The organism is Kitasatospora sp. NPDC056731 (genome assembly GCF_040687675.1).
Classification (GTDB): domain Bacteria; phylum Actinomycetota; class Actinomycetes; order Streptomycetales; family Streptomycetaceae; genus Kitasatospora.
On sequence record NZ_JBFBNR010000082.1, the window covers coordinates 1 to 17,728 of the forward strand.

9 protein-coding genes are annotated in these 17,728 nt (G+C 69.6%); all 9 read left to right on the forward strand.

Features of this window, described 5'->3' with window-relative positions:
- Positions 1–502 precede the first annotated feature (502 nt).
- The gene (locus tag AB0R04_RS38165) at positions 503–877 is read left to right on the forward strand and encodes a hypothetical protein (RefSeq protein WP_363378691.1); all 375 of its coding nucleotides are present in this window, start codon (positions 503–505) and stop codon (positions 875–877) included.
- A gap of 734 nt (positions 878–1,611) precedes the next feature.
- Positions 1,612–5,574, forward strand: a complete 3,963-nt coding sequence (locus AB0R04_RS38170; RefSeq protein WP_363378693.1) for a DUF6603 domain-containing protein — start codon at positions 1,612–1,614, stop codon at positions 5,572–5,574.
- Positions 5,575–5,612: 38 nt separating this feature from the next.
- On the forward strand, positions 5,613–7,793 hold the full coding sequence (locus AB0R04_RS38175) for a hypothetical protein (RefSeq protein ID WP_363378695.1): 2,181 nt from the start codon (positions 5,613–5,615) through the stop codon (positions 7,791–7,793).
- 11 nt (positions 7,794–7,804) lie between these two features.
- Positions 7,805–11,806 (forward strand): discoidin domain-containing protein, encoded by a 4,002-nt coding sequence (locus AB0R04_RS38180; protein WP_363378698.1) that lies wholly within the window; start codon positions 7,805–7,807, stop codon positions 11,804–11,806.
- Positions 11,807–11,829: 23 nt separating this feature from the next.
- Complete coding sequence (locus tag AB0R04_RS38185; protein ID WP_363378700.1) at positions 11,830–12,954, forward strand: hypothetical protein; 1,125 nt, start codon at positions 11,830–11,832, stop codon at positions 12,952–12,954.
- A gap of 82 nt (positions 12,955–13,036) precedes the next feature.
- Positions 13,037–14,443 carry a hypothetical protein gene (locus AB0R04_RS38190; protein ID WP_363378702.1) on the forward strand — a complete coding sequence of 469 codons (1,407 nt, stop codon included), beginning with the start codon at positions 13,037–13,039 and terminating at the stop codon, positions 14,441–14,443.
- A gap of 391 nt (positions 14,444–14,834) precedes the next feature.
- Positions 14,835–15,230, forward strand: a complete 396-nt coding sequence (locus AB0R04_RS38195) for a hypothetical protein (RefSeq protein WP_363378703.1) — start codon at positions 14,835–14,837, stop codon at positions 15,228–15,230.
- A gap of 378 nt (positions 15,231–15,608) precedes the next feature.
- Positions 15,609–16,205, forward strand: a complete 597-nt coding sequence (locus AB0R04_RS38200) for a TetR-like C-terminal domain-containing protein (RefSeq protein ID WP_363378705.1) — start codon at positions 15,609–15,611, stop codon at positions 16,203–16,205.
- Between the two features lie 393 nt (positions 16,206–16,598).
- A partial coding sequence (locus AB0R04_RS38205; RefSeq protein ID WP_363378707.1) for a hypothetical protein occupies positions 16,599–17,728 on the forward strand: 1,130 nt, incomplete at its 3' end.

Consider the following 17,728-nt stretch of genomic DNA (forward strand, 5'->3'; position numbering starts at 1 on the left):
GTCGCCGATACTCCGCATGGACTCCCTCCTCCGCCTTGCGATGCACGCACTCCGACGCCGCGCGCTGATCCGACGTGATCCGAAAGAGAGCCCCTAGGCGCGCGGCAAGCTGGACTGGTCGAGGTGCGCGGTCGACTCGGTGAACAGGACGGTCACCCAGGTCGAGCGGCTCACCGAACTGCCTGAGCACCCCTGATCCGGCGTGCGGCGGCTGGTGCGCGCCGCCTTGAGCTGCGGGTCGCACCGGTTGTCGCGAAGTCTTGACACTGCGTCACAGGCCGCGAACCCTGGTGCTGTACTCCAGGGACGCGAGGGACACGGCATGCCATGGGTTGACGAGAGCGGGCGCCACCAGGGTTTCCTGGTGGCGGTGTTGGCGGACGGCAGCGAGCCGGCGCCGTTGCCGGACGGGCGTACCACCTGGTGGCTCTACAACGGAGCGGATGGTCCTCGGGCCGTTGCGGTGCGTGGTGGTTGCGGCTGCGGTTGGCGGGGTGAGCGGGTGCATCTGTTGGACTTCGGTGACGACCAGGTGACCGAGGCGGTGGGCGAGGCCACCGGGCCGTTCGCGGACTGGGAGTGGCACGTCGACCTGGCCGAGGGTGTGGTGCCGCGCGAGGTCGAGGAGCTGGTCGCGGCGCTGGTGGACCGGATCTGCGATCTGACGGAGAGCAGGCCGTACGCCGCTGCCCGTGCGGCCGCCCGGTTCGAGCGCGCCGCCGGGTCGACCGCGCTGCTGGCCGGCCGCAAGGCCCGCAGCAATCTGATGACCTGGGAGTACATCGGCCGCGCCTTCGGCTGCGGGCCGGAGGAGGCGCTGGAGCGGTTCGGCGAGACGCTGCACGACGTCGACCGGGGTGATGAGGGCGAGCTCTGAGGTGTCAGTGCCCCTGGTGGGGTTGGGCCCGGCGGTAACTCGTCGGTGCGGCCGGTGGGTGGCAGGGTGGATCAGGCGCGAACTCTCAGGGTTTCCGCGAGGACGGCGAACGGCCTGGGGTGGCGGGCCGGTAGGTCCCTTGAGGCGGTCCGAGTGGTCCGTACGGTCGGCGCTTCGGGTCGGGCTGGCCGAGATCGACGTTCTGGATGAGAAGGTGGTGAATTCGGCCATATCGGTGGCCGGATACCGCTTTAAGGAACGACTTGATCACGGGGCGTGACAAGATCGTGCCCCTGTCAGGTGGGCAGGTGTATGACGATGGTCGATGTCTGCCGCTCGTTGCCTGGCGTGGTGAGTCCTGGCCTGTTCCGTCGAGGGTCGGGTGCTTCGAAGTGGCGTCACTCGTGTCGGGACGAGGGGATTTCTCATGTCGATGTTCGTTGCGGATCTCTCACCGGCTTCCGGCATCGGGGGAGGACCTTGTCCTGCGCCTGCATCCGATCGAACTCCCTGAGCTGTATGAGCTGTTGAGGACCTGCGCGGGGCCGGTGTACGGCGAGCCGTCTCTTCGGCTCGGCTGACCACGGCCGTCGGAGGCCGTCGGAGGCCGACGTCGGCTGCCGGATCGCCGGGCTGGCGACAGCGCGTCGCTGGACCCGCGAGGAGGCCGGTGAGCCGATCCTTCCCAGGTCACACAAGACCGGAGTAGCCGCACAAGCCGAGGAGGCTGGACAGTGGCCGAGCGTATGAAGCTGTTGCTCAAAGGACGCGGTGGCTATCCCTTCGCGGATGAGCTGGTCAACCGCAAACCGGGCGACCTCGACCAGGTGCAGCCGGTCGGGGGGATCAAGCTGGCACGCCATCACGTGATCCCTTTCGAAACGCTCATCAAATCATGGAACGCGGCCATCGAAAACGCGTACAACGTCAAGGGGTCCAGTCTCAGGGCTGGGCTGGAGGAGTTCGCCGACACGGTGGTCCGGAAATTTGAGACCCTGGACTACACGGACCAGGAGAAGCTCAATTTCCCTCGCATCAAGGAGTTCGTGGAGACGTTCAAAGACCCCGACTCCAGCTATGACCCTGACGGCATCACCCTGGATGGTCTGGATGACATCCACAACATCCTCACCTGGCTTCCGGGAAACCTGTTCGTCGGTCCGGACAATCAGAACCGAACCGACGATCCGGGCCCGAAAGTCGAAAGCGGCAGCGCACGGATCATCGGCCAGGAGACGCTCACCAAGCGGACTGCGGCCTTCGCCAGCCTGGACCGGTTCAGCAAGAAGCCAAAAGGCGGGGGGATGGAAAAAGATGGCGTGCAGGGTTTCAAGGGCCTCATCGAGGCATTCACCCCGAACCGGGTATGGCCGCTGAAAGGCGCCGACTGGGAGCCGGACGGCGCCAAGTACCGCATCCGGCCCGTCGGATCCCTGTCCGGCACGGCGGCGGAGCCGCTGACCTGCGCACCGGCACTGGGAATGCCACAGGGGGTTGACTTCGTCATCATCGGCGGCACCCGGCTGGATCTGGACACCTGGTCCGATGAGAGCGGCTACCTGTTTCGCGGGGCGACTGCGGAAAACGTTCGGATGGCCGACCTCCTCGATTGGCTCGGCGAGAACTGGGGAGTGGCCGGTGAAATCCCGGAGGGCTTGCGGAGTTTCGACCTGCAGCACCTGACGATCGAGGTGCTGACGAGCCCTGGAGGCCCGGAGGAATGGGAGTTCACCGCAGCCACCGAGGTCCGCCTCGGTGACACGGTGATGGACCTGCTCGTCTGCTTCCGGCATTCGACCCCGGCCGCCGGCGGGGCCTCGACGTTCTCGCTGTCCGCGGACGCAGGCTTCACCGCCGCCGTCGAAGGCGCAGAGACCCGGCTGTGGTTCAGTGGCGCAATCGCCAAGACAAGCTCAGGGGCCTGGGAACTGAGCGCTTCCCTGGAGAGCGACGGCCAAGCTCTGACGCTGGCTCACCTGGCCGCGGCCGTCGGAATCGATGTCCCTGCGGACCTGGATCCTTTCGTTCCATCGCTCGGCTCGGCGTCGTTCGCCTACCGTCTTCCCGTGGGGACCGCCGTGGCGGGGTCGCTGGTGGTGTCGGCGGTCGTCGGCCGGGTGGGGGTGGTGGTGGCGTCGGTGCCCGAGGGCACCGGGCCGGCGGTCGCTCGGCTGGTGGCGGTCCGAGGGGTGGTGGGGGCCCGGGCATCCGATCTGCCGCTGGTGGGGGAGAGCATCCCGGCGGATCGCGATGTGGTCGTGACAGGAGTGCAGTTCTGCTACGCGGATCGCGCCTGGCCCCTCTCCCAGGTCCGGGCGCTGAACGCCGCGGTCGCGGGCCTGCCCGGGGCCGCACAGGGGCTGCTGCCCGTGCTGATGGACGAAGCGCTGCAACGCGGCCTGCTCATCTGGGGGCTGCTGACGATGGGTGGCCAGGCGCTGGCGCCACTGGTCTGGCGGCCGAACAGCACCGGGGCCGCTGCCCTGTCGCAGGGTGGGAGCGGTGATTTGGTGCCGCTGGACACGTCCGAGGGCGCGGTCGTGCTGGGGCGTGAACGTGCCGCCGTTGCGGGGCAGCAGCGCAGCGATTCAGCCCAGGAGCTGGATCAGGTCTTCGGGCCGGTGCGGATCCGCCGGGTGAGCCTGGGCTATGCGAAGGGTCGGCTGTTCGTCGCCTTCGACGCCACTCTGACGCTCGGGCCGGTGGCGCTGGACATGATCGGCCTGGGCCTGGCGGTGGACCAGGACTTCACCGTCACACCGGTGCTGGCCGGCGCAGGGGTGCGGATCGCGGTGCCGCCGCTGAAGGTCACCGGCGTGCTGGAGGTGCGCAACGACGACGCGTACGAGGTGTACATCGCGGGCCTGGTGGCGGTGGAGGCCGGGTTCTTCGCGATGCAGGCGGCCGGCAGCTACGCCCGTAGCACGGGCGGCTGGGCGTCGGTGTTCCTGTTCGGCGAGGCGGCGGCCAAGGGCGGCGTCGCACTGTTCGGGCCGCCGGCGTTCACCGTGACCGGCCTGTCGGGCGGCTTCGGCGTCAACAGTTCGGTGCGGGTGCCGAAGATCGAGGAACTGCCCGTCTTCCCGCTGATCGCCCGCCTGGACGGGCGCCCGGAGGCCACCCCGCAGGAGATCCTGAAGGATCTGACCGACTGGGTGCGACCGGCGGACGGCCAGTACTGGGGCGCGATCGGCGTCCAGTTCACCACGTTCAAGTTCATCGACACCAAGGCGCTGGCGCTGGTGGAGTTCGGCCGCGAGCTGAACGTCATGCTGCTGGGCCGTACCTCCATCACCTTCCCCCGCAACGCGGCCCCGGGCAAGAAGGTCCACGCCCGCCTGGATCTGGACCTCAAGCTCGCCTACCAGCAGTCCCAGGGCCTGCTGTCGCTGGACGTGGCGGTCGGGGCGGGCTCGTTCATCTTCGACCCGGCCTGCCGGCTGACCGGCGGGATCGCGGTGTACGTGTGGACCGCCGGTACTCACGCCGGGGACTTCGTGCTCAGCGTGGGCGGCTACCACCCGCGGTTCAAGGTGCCCGCGCACTACCCGAGGCCGGCCCGGCTGGGCTTCACCTGGTCGCCGGACAGCAAGATCATGGTCAAGGCGGAGGGCTACACCGCGCTCACCCCGGGCGCGTTCATGATCGGCGGCCGGCTCGCCGCGACCTACACCTCCGGTCTGCTGTCCGCGTGGTTCACCGCGTACCTGGACGTGCTGATCCAGTGGAAGCCGTTCTACCTGGACATGGCGCTGGGGATCAGCATCGGCGTCGCGTTCACCATCAAGGTGTGGTTCGTCAAGGTCCGGGTCTCGATCTCGGTCGGCATCAACCTGGCGCTGTGGACGCCTCCGTTCGGCGGCCGGGTCACCGTCAAGGTCTGGTTCATCTCCTTCAGCTTCGACATCGGCTCCAAGCGCGGGCCGCTGCCCGCCGCCGAATGGTCGGAGGTCCGCGCGCAGTTGCCCGCGCCGCTGGCCATCACACCGGAGAAGGGCCTGCTGGCGGACGTGGACGCGGGCGAACTCGCCGCCCGCCGCGCCATCGAGGCACCCCTGCTGGTCTCCCGCGACGGGTTCGTCTTCACCACCGAGTCCGCCCTGCCGGCCACCCACGTCTACCTCAACGACGATCTCGTGGGATCGGCGGACCCGGCCATCGCGATCCGGCCGATGCGCAAGACCGCGGTGACCTCCGAACACCGCGTCACCCTCTGGCGCAACAACGGGGACAAGCCGTTCGACCCGGTGAACTGGACCATCACCGTGCTGCGCAAGGACGCCGCCCGCGCCCTGTGGGGTGCGCCGCTGAACAAGCCCGGCGACGCGCTGGACGAGGACACGTTGCTGCCCAGGCGGCTCAGTGGTCTGCGCTTCGAGATCCCGGGACCCAAGCTCGACCCTGCCGCCGCGACCGGTCCGATCACCTCCCAGGCCCTGGGCGCCGAGAAGGTCAACCCGGACAGCAAGCTGACCGGCAGGCCCGGCCAGACCGCCGGACCCGTACCGGTCTCCGGGGCGGGCAGCATCGACACGATCGCGCGCACGATCGCCGTCAAACAGCCCAGGCGCGACGCCGCCTACGCCGCGATGGCCCGCCTGGGGGTGGCACCCGGCGCCAACGGCTCCCGTGCGAAGTACGCCGGGATCGCCGCCGACACCCTGGTCTCGTCGCCACTGCTCACCGCGGCCAACTGACCACCCACCACCGTTGGCCACCGTCTGAGGGGACCCTCGTGCCGAGCCTGCCCGAGCTGGACATCACCTTCTATGACCACCTGCTGCCCGCCATCACCGCCGGCACCTACCGCGCGGATGTCCGCCACGTCCTCAAGGACGCCCACGGCGACATCGACGCGCCCGACAAACTCCCCACCACCAGTGAGGAGTTCGAGGTCCGGGCGGTCCAGTTCGTGCTGGACCCCTCCTCCGTGCACGCCGTCTTCCCCGCCCCAGGCGCGTCCGGTGACTACGCCCTGGTGCTGCCGCACATCACCCTCAACCGCTCGATCCTGCCGTGGGAGCGCGAACCGAAGTGGTCCCGGGTGGAGGCCCGCGCGCCGTGGCTGGCCCTGATGGTCTTCCGCGAGGGCGAACTACCCGAGGACCCCGACGCCATGGGGCTCGCGGCCTCGCGCACGGTCGCCCAGCTCTGCCGCCCCGCCGAATCCGGCGTCCTGGGGCCGGCGATCAGCGGCCTGCCCGCTGAGACGGAGGCGAGCACCTGCCGCACCATCGACGTCCCCGTCCCCCTGTTCCGGCGGCTGATCCCCACCGAGGACGAGCTGTCCTACCTCGCCCACGTCCGCCGGGTCGAACAGGCCAAGCGCCGATTCGAGGGCGAAGTCCTCACCGAGGGCGACTACGCGGTGCTGACCGCCAACCGCTTCCCGCGCACCGGCGGCGCCCACACCGTCCACCTGGTCTCGCTGGAGGGCCACGACAAGCCGCTGGCCGGCACCATCCCCGGCGACAAGACCCACCTGCGCCTGTGCACCCTGTGGACCTGGTCGTTCACCAGCGACGAGAACGCGCGCTTCGACGCCGCCGGCCTGCTCAGGAACCTGGTCGCCCCCGGCAACAGCACCGACCCCGAGCGACTCACCCTGCGCCTGGAACCCCGGACCGCCGCCGGCTCCGACCCCGAGGACACCTACGTCACCGAGCGGCTGAAGCTCGGCTACGCGCCCGTCCCGCACCGCGTACTGTCCGGCGAACTCGGCTACGCCTGGTACCGCGGCCCCTGCACCCCCGTGACCGCCCGGGAACTGCCGCCCACCCCCGGCGACCACACCACCGCCGACCACCTGCTCATCTACGAGGAGGAACACGGCCTCTTCGACGTCAGCTACGCCTCCGCGTGGACCCTGGGCCGCGCGATCGGCCTGGCCGACCCCGACTACGCCGCCGACGTCACCCGCGCCCGGCGCGAACTCGCCAACCAGGCCGCCGCCATGATGAAGCTGGCCGCCGACCCGGCCCGCTCCGCCCGCGCCGCCGAGGCCGGCGACCCGGTGCCGCAGCGCGGCCTGGACTGGCTGCGCACCCTCGCCGAAACCCCGCTCGCCGAGGCACTCGCCGCGCCCAACGTCGACCCACTCGACGTCCCGCGCCGCGCACCACGCATCGCACTCACCCACGCCGAAGCCCGCGCCACCCTGTCCACCACAGCCGCCCAGAGCGCGCTGCGCGCCACCGCCGACGCGCGCACCGCCTCCATGCCCAGCTGGCTGGACCGCCTGAGGCTGCTGCGCGGCGTGCCCTTCCACTACCTCGTCCCGCACCCCGACATGCTCCCCGACGAGTCCCTGCGCGTCTTCGCCATCGACCAGAACTGGATCGACGCGCTCATCGACGGCGCCGCCGGCGTCGGCATCCACACCTCGATGGACCAGCGCCTCGACGGCACCCTGCGCGCGGCCACCACCGCCCAGAGCCTCGGTGCCCGGCCGAAGGCAGGACTCCTGCTGCGCTCCCAACTCGTCCCCGCCTGGCCCGACATCATCCTCACCGCCCGCCGCGCCGGGGCCGAGCTGGCCGAACTGCGCCGCGCCCACCTCGCCCCCGACACCCTGCTCGTCCTCTTCGACGAGATCCCGGACGCCCTGACGATCCGCGAACCCGGGCAGGGCATCCACTTCGGCATCGACGAGGGCGGCCTGCTCGGCCTACGCCAGCTCACCCCGAACACCACCCCCGCGCTCGGCGCCTCGCTGGGCCGCGACTTCCCCGACACCGGGACGGTCTTCAGCCGCTTCCTGCGCCCGGGGAGTGCGGACGTGCTGAACCTGCTCGGCAGCGGAGCCTTGGTGCCCGAGCTCGCCCGGGCCCTGGGCAAGCAGACGCTGCGCCCGAGCGAGTTCGCGGTTCAACTGGTCAACGCCCCGCTCGAACAACTGCTGCTGTCCCGGCCGTGAGGAGCCCACAGATGAGTGACCTGATCGTGCCGGTACGCGTGCGCACCCTCCAAGTCAACGACAAGGTCAGGGCCGGCGACCTGTTCACCCGCTGGTACCCGAACCTCGGCGGGATGGTCGAGGACAACGCCCCGGCCGAACCCGGACCCGGGCAGAGCGACCAGGGGATCGGCCCGGACGACGACGGCCTGCACGTGCAGTGGGAGCTGCCGGAGGCGCTCACCCGTGGCCACTACGACCCCGCCACTGGTGAGACCACCTTCCCGCTGGTGCCCAACCGCTGGCTCGTCGTGCGCTACCACCGTTCCCCGCTGGGCGTGCGCAAGGCCACCGGCTGGGTCGTCCACTCCGACTACCTGGAGGACAGCGACTACCAGGCCGGCCTCGGCTACGGCACCAGCCGCTTCGCCACCACCCGCAGCCCCGGCGGCGGCAAGATCGAGCCGCACACCGACTGGATCGGCCGCCACCACAAGCTCGCCGACGGGCCATGGACCGAACCCGAGAATGCGCCCCGCGAACTCTTCCTGACCGCCGTCGGACCCGGCCTGCCGGCCTTCGCCGCCTTCGCGATCTACCACAAGGACGTCTTCCTCTTCCACGACACCCTGCAGGACATCAAGCACGAGGACGACCCCGACGAGGTCAACCTCTACCCGCCGGACACCGAACTCAGCTACCAGGTGATCGGCTGGTACTCCGACCCCGCCTCGGACATCCTCACCAAGGCAGCCGAGATCCCCGGACTGCTGCCCGAGGGCGTCACCGGCGTGCGCGAGATCCTCGCCGCCCTGGGCTGGTCCGCCCCCGCCGACGCGCCCGACCCGCAGCGCACCCTGTACGCCGGGCACAGCCTTGGCATCCCCTGGCGGCAGCTCAACTTCTACCCCGATCCGGACGCCCGCCCGCGGCCCCTGCACCAGACCGTCGCCATCGGCCACAGCACCGCCGACGCCGCAGCCGCGCTCGTGACCCGGCAGACCCGCTCGCCGCGCACCGGCGACCTCGTCCGCGCACTGTTCGAGGGCACCATCGACACCTACGGCACCGTCGAGGGCGAAACCGACCTGGACGAGGCCACCCGCCGCGCCTGGTACTCCGGCAGCGACGGCGGCCACGCCTGGCAGATCGTCCCCCGCCCCAGTGACGAACCCGTCGAACTCCCGCCGGTGCCCGCCTGGCTGGACGAACTCAACGAGGCCCAGGCCCGGTACGACGCCCTCGCGCCCCTGCTGCGCGACGCCCAGCAACGCCTGTGGACGCTGTGGTGGCTGCGCAACCAGCCCGGCGAGCACCCGGACGGTTTCGATGCCGCCGCGGACACCCAGCTCAGCCCCGCCGCCGGTGGCAGTCTCGCCGCTCAGGCCCAGACCCTCCTCACGCAGACCGCCACTCTGCTGGCCGCGCTGCCGCACGGCCTCACCCCCGAGGCGCAGCAGGCCGCCATCGACGCCGAGGCCCGTAGGCGCCACCTGCCCGAGACGCTGGAACTCAAGCGCATCGCCCGCGAGCCGTTCTACCGCCCCGCCGACCCCGTGGTCGTCATCGAAGGCACCGGCGCCGGCGAACCGCTCAGCCGTGACGAGGACGACCCGCTGCCCTGCCGCATCCCCAGCGGACTGCTGACCTCGATCGACATCAACGACGCCACCGTCCCGGTACCCACCGCCCCGCTGGTGCCCAACCTCGCCAACCTGCCGGCCGCCTGTGCCGCGCTGCTCGCCGAGTGCGACCTCCTCGACCAGGCGTACCGTACGACCTCGGGCACCAGCAATGCCCTGGACGTCGCCCTCAAGGACCCCGCGGGCAAGCTGCGCGGCACCCTCGCCGAGTACACCGCGCTCTGGCAGCAGCCCTGGGCCCCGATGTACCTCCAGTGGGAACTGCACTACTGCCCCATCCCCTACCACAGCGACAACCGCGACAACTGGACCTTCAAGACCACCGACAAAGGCACCGACTACCACTGGGACGGCACCGGCGCCCAGCGCAGCGGCGAGGACTCCACCGGCGACGACCAGATGCGCTGGCTGACCTTCGCCGACCGCTGCTACCTCGCCCCCACCGTCTCCTACGTGCTGCGCCGCCAGATCGAGCGCTACCTCGACAGCTACCCGGAGTCGGAGACCGTCGGCCTGCGCGCCCTGCGCGAGGACTACGAGCAGCTCGACCTGCTCTCACAGACCCTGGACGGCTTCAACGACTGGTTGCTGCAACAGGACGGCGCCGCGCGGATGTTGCCGTCGCCGGAGAACGGGTGGCGGTTCGGCGACCCGCAGTCCGTCGCCGCGCCTGGCATCTTCGACCCCGACCCGGGGGCCCCGGTCCGGTTCCAGCCCGTGCGGGCCGGCCAGTTCTACTTCCGGGACCTGCGGATCATCGACCGCTTCGGCCGCTCCTGCGACGCCACCAACCTCCAGCAGCAGAACTACCTGAAGCTCCCCACCGCCCACGCCGACAGCGTGAAACCCGACAAGCCCCTCTTCGAGGGCGTCGCCGCACCCGACCGGTTCTTCCAACTCCCGCCCCGCCTGCTCCAGGACACCCGGATGCGCTTCGACGCGCTCCGCTCGCGCGACAACGCCCGCTACACCGCTCTTTCCCCTGACCCGGCCGCCGTCGGCGAGACCCCGGTGGCGGGCTGGCTGCTCCTCAACTACCTCGACGAGACCTTGCTGGTCTACGCGCCCGACGGCGCACCGCTGGGAGAGCTGCGGGTGGTCGGCGACGGCAGCCGCACCGCCTTCAGCCCTCTTCCGCACGCTCCCTACCCCGGGCCGGCCGACTTCGCCGACGTCTTCCCGGATCTGGCCGGCCTGATCCTCGAACTGACCGACCGCCAGTCACCCGCTGCCTTCCGGCGCCTGATGGCCACCATCGACACCACCCTGGACACCATCACCGACCCCAGCGCCCAGGAGGACCGCACCCCGGCCCGCCTCGCCGGGCGGCCCGTCGCCCTCATCCGCGCCGCACTCGGCATCGAACTCCAGGGCCCGCCGCTGACCAGCTCCGGCTGGGACGCCCTCCAACCGCCGCCCGAGGACTACTACCCCAGCTACCAGTGGCCGATCAAGCTCGGCGACCCCGAGCGCCTCACCGACGGCCTGATCGGCTACTACGCCAGCACCACCGGCCCCGGTGGCGCCACCGACTACACCCGCCTCAACGCGCTCGCCCCCGCCCCCGGCAGCAGCGACTACGTCCAGCCCATCGGACACGGCCACGATCTTGCTCTGCCCGCCCGCCCTGGTACCGAGCTGATCACCCATCGGCTCACCCTGCTCGCCGACCCACACACCCCCGTGCACGCGACCACCGGCATCCTGCCCGTCGCGGCCCTCGGCCTGGACGCCGACCTCGTCCACCAGGCGCTCGCCCGCATCCGCGCCTCCTTCCGCCTCGACCCGCTGCTGGCCCCCGCCCGGGCCGGCGAGCAGGAGGCCGGCTCGCCGCTCGGCGCCGCCGAGGGCTACCCGTTGGCCAACCTGCTGGACGGCAACCTCAGCAGCTACTGGCTCAGCGCTGAGCAAGCCGGCGCCGGTAGTTGGGTGATGGTGGACCTCGGCGAACAGCGGCACGTGGACCGCGTCGACCTCTACCCCGGCGACCTCACCGGCGGGCATACCACGCCGGCCGGCGTCCTGGAACACTCCGCCGACGCCGAAGCCTGGACCGCGCTCGCCGACTACCCTGCCGGCGCCGAAGTCCACCACGACACCACGCTCTCCACCCGCTACCTGCGGCTACGGTTCACCGGTGCCCTGGCCGCCCCGGTGGCCGTCCGCTCCTTCGTGGTCAGCACCGACGCGCCCGGCAGCGGCCTGGTGATGCCCCGTCCCGCTGCCTGGCACGGCGACTGGACCTGGGCCGAGCCCTACGCGACCGCCAGCCCGGTGCCCAACTGGGGTGAGCTGCCCATCCTCCAGGCCGACAGCGCCGCCCACCCCGACGACCCGATCCCCACCGCGCGGGCCGGCTACCTCCAGCTCCGTCCCGCCCCAGGCGCCTGACCCTCCCGGATAAAGAGGACCGCGTGACCATCTACACCAGTTCCACCGACGGACTGCTCAGCTACGCCCTCGCGACGAGTCCGACCGATCCGCTGAACGCGAGTACCGACAAGGACCCCGTCATCGGGCGGCTGAACATCACGGTCGGCCGCGACATGACGACGGCCGCGTACTGCCGGAAGATCACCGTGAAGATCCCGGTCGGCATGGGCGCCGCGGAGTTGACTGCCGTCAATACCGACGACATCAAGCAGTCGGTCGTCGGAGGCACCACGCCGGAGCAGGGCGGCGGTTGGACCGCGACCGCCGTCGCCGAGGGCAACCACCGGGTCTTCACCTTCGCCCCGGGCCGGGCGCCGCAGTTCACCGGGCAGTGGGCGGTCACCCTGGTCATCTCGCAGATCCCGATCAACAAGGCGGTCGGCAAGCCCGTCATCGAGATCATCGAGGAAAGCTCGCCCACCAACGGTGACTTCACCCAGAAGACCACCACGATCGTCGTGGACAAGGCCCCGCCCGGTTTCCTGTTCCGCAACCTGCGCCCCAGCAAGATCGTGGTGGACAACGGCTGCCCCGTCACCCTCACCTGGGAAGTCCAGAACGCCCGCTGCACCATGTACTGGGACGACCAGCCCGGCGCGGACGTCAGCAAGGAACCCAAGTGGACCTCGCCCGCGCTGCACAACACCACCGCCTTCATGCTGCAGGCCGTCTCGGCCGAGGACGCCAGCTTCATCCACACCCTCACCACCGCCGTCACCGTGGACAAGCCGGATATCGAAATCGGAGACCTCACCGTCTACGGGAAGGCCAGGATCCTGCGTCGCCACCCTCCGGTCGCGATGGAGGACAGCAGTGACTGGCGGGCGACCACCGACGGCATCGTGACCGTGACCTTCAAGCGAACCGGCTCCAGCGCCAGGAACATCGAGCTATGGATCCGAGCGGACGGCAGCGACTATCACGACCGGATCGCCACGTTCAGCGCAGAGGTCGGCACCGGGGACGAGGAGAAGACCCTCTCCGTGCCTTTGCACCAAGGAGAGTGCATGTATACCCGCCACTATTGGCGTGATATCGAGGCCACTCTGCACTGGTGCTCCTTCGGTGACGGTGAGCTGGAGTTCCTGGGAACCATCCCGCACTGAGTCCTGCGGGTACTTCCGCCGCCCCACTGCACCAACTCCGCCCCCCGCCCCAGGCGCCCGACTCCCGGACAAGGACGACAGCATGGCCATCCACGCCACCTCCGCCGATGCGTTGCTCAGCTACTCCCTCGCGACAAGCCCGACGGATCCGTTGAACGCGAGCACCGACAAGGACCCCGTGATCGGCCGGCTCGACATCACGGTCGGCCGGAACATGACCACGCCCGCGTACTGCCGGAAGATCATCGTCAAGATCCCGATCGGCGCGGGCGCCGTGGAACTGACGACGGTGAACACCGACGACATCAAGCAGTCCGTCACCGGCGGCACCGGTAACGACCAAGGGGGTGGTTGGTCCGTCTCCGCCGCGGCGGAGGGCAACAAGCGGGTCTTCACCTTCATCCCGACCCGGGGCGTCGGGCACTTCGACGGGACCTGGGCGCTCACTCTCACCATCTCCCAGATCCCGATCAACAAGGTGGTCGGCAAGCCCGTGATCGAGGTCATCGAGGAGACCTCGCCGACCAACGGCAACTTCACCCCGAAGGAACCGGTGCGGATCACCGTCGACAAGGCCCCGCCCGGCTTCCTGTTCCGCAACCTGCGCCCCAGCAAGATCATGGTCGAAAACGGCGAGAAGGTCACCCTCACCTGGGAGATCCAGAACGGTACCTGCGTCATGTACTGGGACGACAAGTCCGACCCGAACGTCAACTCCGAACCCAAGTGGACCTCGCCCGCACTGCACAACACCACGGGGTTCATGCTCCAAGCCACCTCGGCCGAGGACGCCAGCTTCGTCCACACCCTCACCACCGCCGTCACCGTCGCCAAGCCAGACCTCGACACCGGGCACCTCAACGTCTATGGCAAAGCCCGCGCCCATGACGGCCTGGAAGTGCGCGGAACCCTGTACTCCTTCGGCCCCCTTGTGGTTGAGGGGAAGACCCACGCTATCGGCGAGCTGTGGGCGAATGGGATCACTATTGGCACCAAATTGGGCAAGGGCCACCTCGACATCCACGGGAACACCACCGCCCACGACGGACTTGAGATTGAGGGGAAGACCTACGCTCGCGACGAGCTGCAGGCGAAAGGGATCACTATTGGCACCGACCTAAGCAAGGGTCACCTCGACATCCACGGCAACACCACCGCCCACGACGGACTCAGCATCAAGGGTGCTGCAAATATCATGGGCGGAGACCTGATTCATCGACTCACTGTCACGATGAAAGAGGCGAAGACCTTCAGGTTCAGCACGGATGGAATGATCTTCGGAAATGCCGATGGAGGCCACGCGCTGGAGTTCACTATTCAGCGTTCGAGTGGGAGCTGCACGCTGAATATCGCAAGGAGCAGCAATTTCTGCTTCCCGGTCCCTCGGGATGCTGCCGTCGTTGCGAAAACCGTACCTATGGGTGGAAGTGGGCCCTACCCCAGCACCACGTTCTTCTTCGTCCCCTTCGGATCAGGTGGTCCGATCTAGTCGGAGTGGACAGAGGCGAGAAGGCGTCTGGCACGTTCTGTCGCCGCCCATAACGTCCGAGCGCTGAGAGCCGCCTGTCGCTACTTCGGCTCGGAAATCGCCTCATATCCTGACGCCGGATCATGATTGGCCATCGATACGCCACTTCCGCGGACGCGGCTGAGTACCGACAAGGACTTGCTGTCGGTTCACACCTGGCCAGTCCTGGTGGATCTCGGAAGCACTGAGTTCACGCGTTCTTCGGCTGTCGAACTCAGGGAGGCCAGCCCGGCTCTGCGAATGGTGTGACTGATTGCCAGAAAAGCCTCACTTGGCCCGGCCTCGCTGGGTAATCTGAGGGTGGTTCGGGCCGATCCCGGAGTACCGTGTTCGAAGGGCCGAAGGGGAGATCATGGCATCACTTGCAGCAGTTTCCGAGATGGTGGTCATCAAAACCGACGGGACTCAGACCACCCCCATGCGCCAGCCGCAAGCCGAGTCCTACCTGGTGAACGTCCTCAATGAAGCAGGCATGCCCAACAGGTTGGCGAACCTGAAGCAGTCCCTCAATCAGGCATTCGACGGGCAGGGAAAGCCCACAGGGTCCTACCAGTTCCGCGGGAAGCCGGTTCTGCATGCCAGCTCGGGTAACGGGCAGCAGAGTGTCACCCTGTTCTTCTATGCGGACGGCAGCAAGCTGATGCTGTTCGCTATGGGGGAGCACGTGTCGAGCTCGCAGTACAGGATCAGCATCTACGGGCAGCAAGGCGATCCTAATTTCGCGAAGGGCAAAGTCATCTCCATCTGATTCCGCGACCTGCGGCCGCGGTGGATCGAGGCGGCGGGCAGCTACCAAGAGTGACTGAAGGGCAGCGGCCTCCGGCCTTGCCAGGGTGGGCTGCTGGCTGCGGAAGCTCGAATGCCAGGGTGGCTGCACGAGCCTTGCTCGGCGCTTCAGTTCGCTGGGGGCTGGGCGACGATGCATGCTTCGTCGCCCAGCCCCCGGGCTTGCGAAGCCCCCTCGGGGCACGGATTCAGCACGCATGAGGACGAGAAGCGACCGCCGGCGACACGAGGCACCGAGAGTGACATTCGCAGGTCAGGCGGTATGTCGGCTACGTTCCTGGGGGTCAGAGGCTTGCCCGGGGAAAACCTAAAAAGCAGTGATCGATGCGATACTGGCCGCATGACCGCTACGACGACCCCTCCGTCCGGCAACGGCAGCCGGCCCGGCGGCCGCTCCGCGAAAGTCCGAGCGGCTGTGCACCGGGCCGTCCAGGAAGTGGTGACCGAAGGCTCCCCCGACGTGCTGACGATCCCGGTGGTGGCCGCCCGTGCGGGCGTGCACGCCACCACGGTCTACCGCCGGTGGCGATCCGTCGGCGAACTGCTCGCCGACGTCGCGACCAGCCGCTTCACCGGGGACATCGTGGTGCCGGACACCGGGAGCCTCCGTGGGGACCTGGAGCGCTACGCGTTCGACCTCGCCAAGGACCTCGGCGACCCGGACACCCTCGCCCTGGTGCGCGCCACCATCGGCACGGGTGGAGAACAAGGTGCCGCGGCGTGCCGTGGAGAGCGCGAGCAAGGGCTCGAAGCCATCCTCGGGCGGGAACGGGCCCGGGGCGAACAGCCCCCGACCCTCGAACACACCGCGGACGCCGTACTCGCGCCCCTCTACTACCGCGCCGTCTTCACCGACCTGCCCCTGACCGCCGAATGGACCCGCACCCTCGTGTCGCGCCTGCTGTCGCCCGGTCCGCTCCAGCAGCAGGCCTCCTGAGGTTCGCAGGAGGCCCGAAGAACCTGTTCGGTCGGTGGATGCGAGTTGCGGTACTTCCGTGGTCGGGGAGTCGGCAGGGTCGACGGGGATCAGGTGGAGGTCTCCCGGAGGGCGCTGCGGGAGACCGGGATCATCAGGTCGACGAGCCGTTCGACGACGTCGCGCAGCAGGTCGCAGACCGTCGCCGAGTGCGAGGCGGCAGGGCTGTTCGGCCCTCCGTCGGGCCGTGTCCGCGGGGGCGGCGCGGGCCTGCCCGGCGAAGCCGGACGCGTCGGCGGGCACCGGTGCCGCTCGGCCGTGGGGCCAGGGCCTTAGGACCCTCGCTCGGCACCACCGGATCGGCGGATGCTTGAACCACCGGAGCTCCCCGCCGAGAACAGGGAGTGATCAACCATGACCACCGAAACCGCCCTCACCACTGCGGATCTGCACCTGTTGGCCGAAGCCGGAGGCCTGGCGCCCTCGCTGCACAACAGCCAGCCCTGGCGCTTCCGTCCCACGCCCGACCTGCTCGGCCTGGAGGTCCGCGCCGAGCTGAGCCGGGCCGTTCCGGCCGCCGACCCGGCCGGCAGGGCGCTGCACATCTCGATCGGCGCCGCCCTGTTCAACCTGCGTGTGGCCGCCGCCCACCTCGGCCGCGAGGCCGCCGTCCGGCTGCTGCCGGCCGGCGAAGGCGCGCAGCCGTGTGCCGTGCTCGACCTGTCCGCGCCGGCCCGCACACCGCTGCCCTTCGGCGCCGACCTCTACCCGGCCATCGCCGGGCGCCACTCCAGCCGGCAGCCGTTCACCAACCGGGACGTCCCCGAGGCACTGGTCGCCGAGCTCATCTCGGCGGGCCGGGACGAAGGCGTCACGCTCACCGTGCTGGAGGAGGACGGGGTGCGCCGCGTGCTCGCCCTTACCTCCGAGGCCGAGGCCCGGATCGCCGCTGACGTCACCCGCGAGGCCGAGACCCGCCGCTGGCTACGGCTGGAGCCCTCCTACGACGGCATCCCGCTCGCCGCCCTCGGCTCGCACGACCGCGACGCCCGCGTCCCGATGCGCGGCTTCGACGGTCACCCGCCGCACCACAGCACCCCGGCCGAACGTTTCGAGGCGCTGCCGCAACTGGCCACCCTCACCACCCACCTCGACAGCCGGGCAGAATGGCTGTGCACCGGACAGGCCATGGAACGGGTGTGGCTGCTGGCCACCGTCCGCGGCCTGCGTGCCTCCGTCCTGCACCAGGCCGTCGAGATCCCCGACACCCGCTGGCGCCTGCGCGACCCGCACGAGGGACCCGGGCACGTCCAGCTCGTGCTGCGCCTCGGCTACGGTCCGTCCGGTGCGGCCAGCCCGCGTCGCCGGGTCGAGGACGTCCTCGATCTCGGCCGGGAACTTCGCCGCGGCGACGATCTCGGCGGCCTTCTCCGGGGTGCAGCCCTCGTTGGCGGGGGCGCACGGCTCGGGCGGGAGGGTCTGGCTGTCGTCACAGACCGAGACGCGGAGCCTGCGCTCCAGGAGGGAGAGCACGACGAGGGGCG

Coding starts and splice junctions, on each gene's coding strand:
- AB0R04_RS38190 (WP_363378702.1), top strand. CDS start 13,037: ATGGCCATCCACGCCACCTCCGCCGATGCGTTGCTCAGCTACTCCCTC.
- AB0R04_RS38195 (WP_363378703.1), top strand. CDS start 14,835: ATGGCATCACTTGCAGCAGTTTCCGAGATGGTGGTCATCAAAACCGAC.
- AB0R04_RS38200 (WP_363378705.1), top strand. CDS start 15,609: ATGACCGCTACGACGACCCCTCCGTCCGGCAACGGCAGCCGGCCCGGC.
- AB0R04_RS38180 (WP_363378698.1), top strand. CDS start 7,805: ATGAGTGACCTGATCGTGCCGGTACGCGTGCGCACCCTCCAAGTCAAC.